At 61.9% G+C, this 9298-nt stretch carries 9 protein-coding genes; all 9 read right to left on the minus strand.

The features are described 5' to 3' along the window. Nucleotides 1-1569: leucine--tRNA ligase (leuS, locus tag Q0526_RS05260; RefSeq protein WP_298731408.1), on the minus strand; the 1569-nt coding region annotated here is incomplete at its 3' end. A 30-nt stretch (nucleotides 1570-1599) separates the two neighbouring features. Beyond that, complete coding sequence (gene rsfS / locus Q0526_RS05265) at nucleotides 1600-1974, minus strand: ribosome silencing factor (protein WP_295340741.1); 375 nt, start codon at nucleotides 1972-1974, stop codon at nucleotides 1600-1602. A 22-nt stretch (nucleotides 1975-1996) separates the two neighbouring features. Beyond that, the gene (locus tag Q0526_RS05270) at nucleotides 1997-3895 is read right to left on the minus strand and encodes an LCP family protein (protein WP_298731409.1); all 1899 of its coding nucleotides are present in this window, start codon (nucleotides 3893-3895) and stop codon (nucleotides 1997-1999) included. A 50-nt stretch (nucleotides 3896-3945) separates the two neighbouring features. Then, the gene (yqeK, locus tag Q0526_RS05275; RefSeq protein ID WP_298731410.1) at nucleotides 3946-4515 is read right to left on the minus strand and encodes a bis(5'-nucleosyl)-tetraphosphatase (symmetrical) YqeK; all 570 of its coding nucleotides are present in this window, start codon (nucleotides 4513-4515) and stop codon (nucleotides 3946-3948) included. Continuing rightward, a complete protein-coding gene (gene nadD / locus Q0526_RS05280; RefSeq protein ID WP_298731411.1) occupies nucleotides 4505-5146 on the minus strand; it encodes a nicotinate (nicotinamide) nucleotide adenylyltransferase in 642 nt (213 codons plus the stop codon). Before nadD ends, yqeK begins: the two co-directional genes overlap by 11 nt. Next, nucleotides 5143-5442, minus strand: a complete 300-nt coding sequence (locus tag Q0526_RS05285) for a YhbY family RNA-binding protein (RefSeq protein WP_298731412.1) — start codon at nucleotides 5440-5442, stop codon at nucleotides 5143-5145. The genes nadD and Q0526_RS05285 overlap by 4 nt, the downstream gene beginning before the upstream one ends. Before the next feature lie 47 nt (nucleotides 5443-5489). Then, nucleotides 5490-6125 carry an RdgB/HAM1 family non-canonical purine NTP pyrophosphatase gene (gene rdgB / locus Q0526_RS05290; protein WP_298731413.1) on the minus strand — a complete coding sequence of 212 codons (636 nt, stop codon included), beginning with the start codon at nucleotides 6123-6125 and terminating at the stop codon, nucleotides 5490-5492. Nucleotides 6126-6128: 3 nt separating this feature from the next. Then, complete coding sequence (ftsY, locus tag Q0526_RS05295) at nucleotides 6129-7094, minus strand: signal recognition particle-docking protein FtsY (RefSeq protein WP_298731414.1); 966 nt, start codon at nucleotides 7092-7094, stop codon at nucleotides 6129-6131. 18 nt (nucleotides 7095-7112) lie between these two features. Next, nucleotides 7113-9298: chromosome segregation protein SMC (gene smc / locus Q0526_RS05300; RefSeq protein ID WP_298731415.1), on the minus strand; the 2186-nt coding region annotated here is incomplete at its 5' end.

Genomic DNA, 9298 nt, shown 5'->3' on the forward strand with positions numbered 1-9298 from the left:
TTTGCTGGCGATGGCGTCCTTGTTGTGGGGATCGCAATACCGCAGGAAGTACCAGCTGGAACCGGCCCACTGGGGCATGGTATCGGTCTCGCGCTTGGCAGGACCGCCGCAATGGGGGCAGGTGGTGTTGACCCACTCGGTATGGCGAGCCAACGGGCTTTCACCGTTTTCGCCGGGCTCAAAGTCCTTGATTTCCGGCAGGCGCAGCGGCAGTTCGCTCTCCGGCAGGGGCTGCCAACCGCACTTCTCGCAGTAGACCATAGGAATGGGTTCGCCCCAGTAACGCTGGCGGCTGAACACCCAGTCACGGAGCTTGAAGTTGACCTGCTTGTGGCCCTTGCCGTTTTCCTCCAGCCAAGCATACATCTTGGCCTTGGCATCCTCCACCGACAGACCGTCGAGGAAACCGGAGTTCACCAGCGTACCGGTGGCCACATCGGTGAAGGCCTCCTTGTCCAGATCGCTCTCGGTCTGGCCCTTGACTACCTCGATGATGGGCAGGCCGAACTTCTTGGCAAATTCCCAGTCGCGGGTATCGTGGGCAGGCACGGCCATAATGGCGCCGGTGCCGTAGGTGGCCAATACGTAGTCCGAAATGAAGATGGGAACCTGCTTGCCGTTGACCGGGTTGATGGCTTCCACGCCCTCGATCTTGACGCCGGTCTTTTCCTTGTTGAGCTCGGTGCGCTCAAAGTCCGACTTACGGGCAGCTTCCTCCTGATAGGCAGCTACGGCCTCGGTGTTCTGGATGAGGCCTGCGTCCACCCACTTTTTGATAAAGGCATGCTCGGGGCTGACCACCATGTAGGTGCAGCCGAACAGCGTATCGGCGCGGGTGGTGTAGACCGTCAGCGTATCGCCGGCGGTGGTGGCGAAGTTGATCTCGGCGCCATGGCTGCGGCCGATCCAGTTGCGCTGCTGGGTCTTGACCCGCTCGATGTAATCCACATCGTCCAGATCGTCGATCAAACGGTCCGCATAGGCCGTGATCTTCAGCATCCACTGGCTCTTGACCCGCTGCACCACCGGGCTGCCGCAACGTTCGCACACACCGTTGACGACTTCCTCGTTGGCCAGCACGACTTTACAGCCGGTGCAGTAGTTGACCGTGGTTTCTTTCTTATAGGCAAGGCCCTTCTTGAAGAGCTGTAGGAAGATCCACTGGGTCCACTTGTAGTAATCGGGGTCGGTGGTATTGATCTCACGATCCCAGTCGAAGGACAGACCCAGCGCCTGCAGCTGGCTCTTGAACCGAGCTACGTTCTTGGCGGTGACGATTTCGGGGTTGATGTGGTTTTTCAGGGCATAGTTCTCGGTGGGCAGGCCGAAGGCGTCCCAGCCCATGGGGTACAGAACGTTGTAGCCGCACTGCCGCTTTTTGCGGGCCACGATGTCCAGCGCGGTGTAGCTGCGCGGATGGCCTACATGCAGACCTGCCGCCGAAGGATACGGAAATTCCACCAGCGCGTAGAACTTGGGCTTGCTGTGGTCGATCTCAGCATGGAAGGTATGCTCTTCCTGCCAAACTTTCTGCCACTTGGCCTCGACGTTTTTGAAATCATATTTCACGGTAATTTCTCTCCCCACTCAAGATTCCGCTTACTCGGCGGTCTCGGTTTTTTCTTCCAGCCATTCACTGGCAGGCACAGGCGTCGCATCGGCCCACAGATGCTCCAGATCGTAGTAGTCGTGCGCTTCCTGCGTAAAGACATGAACGATGACGCTGCCATAGTCCAGCAGCACCCAGCGTTTGCCGTCGTGACCCTCGGTGCGCAGGACGTTGACGCCCTGCCGCCCCAGTTGGAACTCCGCCTCGTCGGCCAGTGCGCCCACATGGGTGGTGGACGTACCGGTGGCAATGACGAAATACTCGGTCACGGTGGTCAGATCCTCCACGGCCAGAATGTGGACGTTGAGGGCTTTTTTAGCGTCCAGCGCGCGGGCCAGACGGATGGCAAGTTCTCTACTTTCCATAGTTAGGCTTTCTCCTATTCATTTAGGCGGCAGAGTCGCTGGACGCATCATCCTCGGACGCACTGTCCGAGGCGCTGTCCGAAGCGGTGCTTTCGCTCTCGGTCACGCCAACGACCTGACTGGATCCATCCAGATTGTCGGTCTGCTGTTTTTCGTCGGCCTCGCTCATCAGGCTGCCCATCTGCTGGATGTTGGGCTCGGTAGCAGTCAGACCGCTGATATCAAAGCCCAGCACCGAGGGGCTGTCGCACAGATTCAATTCGCTGGCATCCACCGGGCCGATATTCTCGCGGAAATACGTGTTAAGCAGTTCCGCGTCCTCCTGCCGGGCGGGATATACCACCGATTCGCCGTTGTACTGCTGGCCCATCTTGACGGGCAGCTGGCAAATCATAATCTTGGAGGAATCGATCTTGAGCATACTCACCGCAAAGCTGACGAGCTTGGAGGCGCTGAGGTCGGTTTCCATATAATTGAGGACCACCGGGGTCAGGCGCGCCACATCCCAGATGTTACCGATGCTCTTGAGTTTGCGGAAGAGTGCCGCGTAGAACTGGCGCTGCATGTTCAGACGGCCAATGTCGCCGTTGCTGTAAATGTGACGGGTACGCAGCAGGAACTCGCAGGCGGCGCCGTTCAGCGTCTGGTAGCCTTCACTCAGATGGCTGCCCTCGTAGTCCATATCCTGCGGCACATAGAGTTCGATGCCGCCGAAGGTATCCACCATCTCGACCAGCATTTCCAGACGGATGGTCATATACCCGTCGATGGGAAGCTGGAACTGGTCAGCCACCAGCTCACACAGAGCTGCCATATTGTTATTGCCGTCGGTGCCCTGCGTCTTGGCCACACTGTTGATGCGGTAGTTGCCCGCAACGCTGCGGTCGGTGCTGACGATGGTATCACGGGGGATCTGCAGCATCTTCAGCTCGCCGGTTTCGTTGTTGAAGTGGACGTAGAGGATCATATCGGTCATACCGTCGTTCACATCGGATTCATTGGACGAACCGGCAGCCAACTGACCGGTGCTGGAACGGTCCACACCGGTGACCAGAATGTTCAGTTCTTTGCCTTGGAATTCCTTGGGGGTGTTGATCAGCTCGTTCAGCTTGATGGACCCGCCCTCGGGCGCGATGGCGGCCATGATCATGGCGTAGGCGCCGCCGAAGATGAGCAGGATGATCAGCAAGGTGATGAGGAGGATCTTCCACCACAGGCCCTTCTTCTTTTTCTTCTTGCCCTTGCCGTTGTAGGGGCCGTCGCCGCCGTTTTTGCCGCCCTTCTTCCCGCGGGGGGCGTCGCCGTCCCGGGGCGGTTTGCGGCCGCCGCTGCCGCCGGATTTGGCGGCGCGATAGGTACGGTCCGAAGCTTCCTCTGCGGTGCGGCGCTTAGCCTTGGCCGGTTCCTCCATTTGAATGCCGCCCGAAGCGGGAACATCGGCATTATAATCGTAGGCCGGTTTGCTGCCCTTGGCGCTGCGTACATCCAGATGCTGGACCTGCGTGCGGGGCCGGGACGCGGACGAAGACTGATGTACCGTGCGGCGCTGGGCCGGGAAATTGACCGTATTGCCGTATTTTCGTTCTGCCGCGGCACGGTAGGCCATCGCCTGCCGCTGGGCCCGGGTCAGTTCCCGGGGTGCCTCGGGTTCCTGTACCGGCGGGGTCTGCGCCTCCATCGGCGGATCCATCGGTTCCTGCGGCGGCGGGGTTTGCCGGATGTGACGCCCCTGTGCGGTGCGCACCGGCTGCTGCACCAGACGGCGATGGGCGTTCTGGCTGGCCTGCTGCTGGGCGCGGCGGCGTGCGGCTTCATACTGATCCTGATCCGGTATGGCGGAAGCGGAAGCGCGGGACTGGGGGGCAGCATAATACTGCCCGCCGGCCGCGCCCCCGGTGTGGAGCTTACGCGGTTCGCTCATGGACGTTATCCTCCCTGTTCATGGCATTTGACAGTCTGGGGCGCAGGGCCTCAGCGGTCCAACAGCGCCTTTTGATACTCGTACGCGGCAACGCTCTCGGGATCGAGTTCGCCGCCTTTTTCTTTTACAAAATCAATGCTCTGCTTCAGCGCCACACACAGCGCTTTGTCCAGATCCTCCATCTCCAACTTGCGCAGTTCCTCCACGCCGGGCCAATCCCGCTCGGCGCTGGTCATATCGGCAAGGTAAAGGATCTTATCCAGCAGGCTCATCTCCGGCTTGCCGGTGGTGTGGCACCGAATGGCCGAGAGGATCTCGGGATCGGTCACCCCCCACTGGGTTTGGGCCAAAATGGCGGCGGCAATGCCGTGCCAAATGGCTGCAGGACGAGCTGGGGCATTTTCTGCTATTATAGCATTGTCGGCAAAAATCTGCAACTGGGCTTCCTTGGGCAGTTCCTTGGCGCTGTCATGCAAAAGGGCCGCCAAGGCCGCTTTCTCGGGGTCTGCGCCCCATCGGCGGGCCAGTTGGACTGCCATATTTTTTACATTTTTGGTATGCGTCCAGCGCTTATGCCCCAGACGCGGCTTGACGATTTGCTTGGCTTCTTCACAAGTCATGGCCACAGTCCTCCTTCGTTGCGGGCAGGGCATCTGCCGCCGGGTAGAGGCCCTCTTCTTCAATCACTTGCAGCACCGGCGCCGGCAGATGCCGGGGCCATTCGGCCCGGGGAATGCGGCCGGTGCGCAGGTCACTGGACGCGCAGGGGTAGCTTTCGGCCCGGGCAAACAGCACCCGCCCCCCCGCCGCCTGCAAGGCGTCCGCGGCAGTCTGCAAAGCCCCCTCGTCACCGGGACGGCGGCTTTCCACCACCAGCGCAGCCATCTGCAAAATATCCTGCCAACGGCACCACTTTTGGAAGCTGAGCAGCATATCACTGCCCACGCTGAGGTACAGCGCGGCGTCAGGGAACCGCGCGCGCAGCATCTCCAGCGTATGGACGGTGTAACTGCGTCCCCCCTGCCGGATCTCCCAGTCGCTGACTTCCACCACCGGGGAGAGGGCCGTAAAACACCGGCACATGGCAAGGCGCACCGCGCCGGGGGTGGCGCTGGCCGCTTTATGGGGCGGGATGCCCGCCGGCATGACGATGGCACGATCGGGCTGCACCAAGTCCAGTGCAGCCCGCAGGTTGTTCATGTGCCCGTTGTGGGGCGGGTCAAAGGTGCCGCCGTAGAGCAGGACTTTCATTTGGTCAGCAGCCCGGCATAGGCGCTCTCTTTGGGTTTCTGCTTAAAAAGCACAAACTTGCGGCCAATGACCTGCACGCAGTCGGCGGAAAGGGCCTCGGCCAGAATGGCGGCGGCTTCCTTGGCGGAATACTCGCTGTTTTCCAGCACCTTGACCTTGATCAGTTCCCGGGCGGCCAGACAGTCGCCCACGCCCTGAATCAGGGTTTCATCGATCTCGCCTTTGCCGATCTGGAACACCGGGTCCAGACCGTTGGCGGCGCCGCGCAGAGCAGCGCGCTGTTTGCTGTTGAGCATATATGTTCTCCTTATTGGTAGTGTATGCGGTACCGGCGGCAGAGGGTTCATCCCTGTGCCAGAAACGCCGGCAGTTCCGCTTCCAGTTTTTCCATCGCCCGGCCCCGGTGGCTGATGGCATCCTTTTCACCGTCGGCCAGTTCGGCATAGCTGCGGCGGGCGGTGTTCTCGACGGTAGAACCGTCGGGCAGGCCCACCTGGTCGGGCACAAACAGGGGGTCGTAGCCGAAGCCGTTGGTGCCGGTCTCCGAGAAGGCCACCGTACCGGGGCATTCCCCTTCCACCAGCAGTTCCCGGCCATTGGGCAGGATGAAGCAGACCGCCGACACGAACCGGGCCGTGCGGTTTTCCGCCGGGACCTGCCGCATCTCTTGCAGCAGCTTGGCGTTGTTGGCGGCATCGTCGCCGTGATGCCCGGCATAGCGGGCACTGTAAACGCCGGGGGCACCGTGCAGCGCATCCACACAGAGGCCCGAATCATCGGCCACGGTGGGCAGACCGCTGGCCTTGCAGAAGGCTTCGGCCTTGATGCGGGCATTCTCGGCAAAGGTGGTGCCGGTCTCCTCGGGGTCCAGCTCGATGCCCAGTTCCCGCAGGCTCTTGACCTCGTGGCCCATCCGTTCCAGAATGCGGCGCAGTTCTTTCAGTTTGCCGGCGTTGTTGCTGGCGGCACAGATCACCATGGGTCAGTCCTCCTTATGGGTGGGCACTTCGGGCAGCAGCGATTCCACAAAGCTCTGGGCGTCGAAGGGCATCAGGTCGTCGATCTTTTCGCCCACGCCCACAAAGCGGATGGGCAGGCCGAGATTTTCCCACACGCTGACGGCGCAGCCGCCCTTGGGGGTGCCGTCCAGCTTGGTGAGCACTACGCCGGTGGCGCCCGCTGCCCGGCAGAATTCCTCGGCCTGACTGATGGCGTTCTGGCCGGTGATGGCATCCAGCACCAGCAGCACTTCCAGACTGGCTTCGGGGCTGGCCTTCTTGACGCTGCGGGAAATTTTGCCCAGCTCGTCCATTAGGCCTTTCTTGTTGTGCAGACGGCCTGCGGTGTCGGCAATGACCATATCGTAGCCCTTGGCGTTGGCGCTCTGCACCGCGTCAAAGATGACGGCAGCGGGGTCTGCCCCCTGCCCGGCCTGCACCAGCGGCACCCCGGCCCGGTCGGCCCAGAGTTCCAACTGCTCGCTGGCGGCAGCACGGAAGGTATCGCCGGCAGCCAGCATGACCCGCTTGCCCTGCTCTTTATACAGGTGGGCCAGCTTGGCGATGGTGGTGGTCTTGCCCACGCCGTTGACCCCGATGACGAGGATCACCGCCGGGTGACCGTCCAATTCCAGCGGATAGCGGGGGGTCAGTTCCTGACAGAGGATGCCCCGCAGGGCGTCCAGCGCTTCCTCACCGGTTTTCAGGTGGTTTTTCTCCACCTCGTCCCGCAGCTCGTCCACCAAACGGACGGCGCAGGCGGGCCCCACGTCGGCCAGAATCAACTGTTCTTCCAGATCGTTATACAGATCGTCGTCGATCTGGCAGTTGGTCAAGGTGTTGAGGATGTTCTGGAAAAAGCCGGTGCGGGTCTTTTCCAGACCGCGCTGCATCTTCTGCTGTTCTTCAAACTCCTTGTCGGAGATGTTGCGCTTTTTAAAGAAAAACATGCGTACCCCTCCTTGGGATCACGAAATCAGGTCGGCGCTGACATTCTCGAGGTCGAGACGCAGGATCTTGGAGACACCGTCCTCCTGCATGGTAACGCCGTACAGCACGTCGGCGGCCTCCATGGTGCCGCGGCGGTGGGTGATGACGATGAACTGGGTATGTTCGGTCATCCGGCGCAGATACTGGGCGTAGCGGTTGACGTTGACATCATCCAGCGCGGCTTCGATCTCATCGAGGATGCAGAAGGGCGCCGGATTGACGTTGAGGATGGCAAAATAGATGGAGATAGCCACCAGAGCCTGCTCGCCGCCCGACAGGGCGCTGAGGTTCTTGATGACCTTGCCCGGGGGCGAGACCTCGATCTCGATGCCGGACTCCAGCACGTTGTTCTCGTCGGAGAGATAGAGCCGGGCATGACCGCCGCCGAACAGTTCCCGGAAGATATGGCCGAAATGGCGGTTGATCTCCTTGAAAGAGGTGGTGAACAGTTCCTCCATCTCGCTGCACAGTTCAGCGATCATCCGGGTGAGTTCGGCCTTGGCCTTCTCCACGTCGGTGACCTGTGCTTTGAGGAAGTCGTACCGTTCCTTGACTTCCTTGTACTCGTCGATGGCGCCCACGTTCACGTTGCCCAACGCCCGGATCTTGCTGCGGGTCTCGGCCACCTGCCGCCGCAGCTCGGTCAGCGAGTCAAAGGGCACGCAGAGGGTCCGGGCTTCGGTGTCGGTGAGCTGGTATTCTTCCCACAGTTTGGTGTTGGTGTCGTTGAGTTCGTTCTCGGCGGCGGCGCGGCGCTCGGCCAAGCGGGCCATCTCGCCGCTCATCCGCTCCCGTTCGTCGGTGAGGGCGCGGTTTTCCTGCCCCAACTGGGCCACAGCGGCCTCGGTTTCCATCCGGGCCGCGTTGGCAGTGCGGATGATTTCCTCGGCGGCGGCGATCTTCTGCTGGTTTTCGCCCCGGGTGCGTTCCATCTCGGCGATCTTCAGCTCGTTGGCCTCGATCTGGGCCTTGGCCGCCTGCATGGCGGCCTGCAGTTCCCGGACCCGGGCCTCAGTTTCGCCCGTGCGGCTTTGCAGGCTTTCCAGCGAGGCCTGATGAAGGCTGATGTCCTTCTCGTCGGCCAGACGCTGCATCTGTTTCTGGGAGAGCTGCTCGGTGATGGATTCCCGCTCGGCGGAGAGGGAGCCGGTGCTCTCACCCAACTGGGCCAGCTCCACGGTGTAGCGGGCCAGCTCGTCCTCGGCTTTCTGCCGTTCGGCAGACGCAGCGGCCTGTTCCGCCTCGCTGGCGGCGCGGGCCTGCTGCTGGGTTTCCACTTCCGTCTGCAGGGTGCGCAGCGTTTCGCCGTACTGGGCCACCGCGGCGTTGAGGCGGTCCAGATCCAGACTGGCCCGCAGCCGCTCCGAAGCGGCGGTCATCCCCTCGGCCTCGGCGCCGGAGAGCTGGGCGGAGAGGTTATCCACCTCCGCCTTGCGGGCAGCCAGTTCTTTCTCGGCCTCGGCGTGTTTTTCGTCCAGCTTTTTCAGGCGGCGGCGCAGTTCCTCCAGCTCTTGTTTGCGGCTGAACACACCCACACTGCGGGCGGTGGAGCCGCCGGTGAAGGAACCGCCGGCGTTGATGACCTGCCCGTCCAGCGTGACGATGCGGTTGCGGTACCCCAGATTCTTGGCCACGGCGGAGGCTTCGGTCAGATCCTCCACCACGATGATGCGGCCCAAAAGGTTATCGATGATATGTTGGTATTTCGGGTCGGTGGTGACCAAATCGGCCGCCACCTCGGCGGTGCCGGTCAGGCGTCCCGTGAACCGGCTGCCCTGCACGGTGTCCAACGGCAGGAAGGTGGCCCGTCCGGCCCGTTCTTCTTTCAGGTAGGCGATGGCGGCCCGGGCACAGCCCTGATCCTCCACCACGATGTTCTGCAAGGCAAAGCCCAGCGCGGTTTCGATGGCTACCTCGTAGCCCTTCTGCACCGTCAGGATGCCCGCCACCGGGCCGATGATGCCCCGCAGGCGGCGGCCACCGGCGGCCCGCATGACGCTCTTGACGCTCTGCTGGTAGCCGTCCATGTTGCGCTCCAGATCTTCCAGAATGTGGATGCGCTGGGCGGCGTTGGACCGCTCTTTGTCGGCTTTTTGCAGGGCGTCGGCGGCTTCGGCCTGCTGACGGCGGCGGCTTTCCAGCTTGAGTTTAAGGCCCGCCTTGA

Source organism: uncultured Subdoligranulum sp., assembly GCF_937890665.1.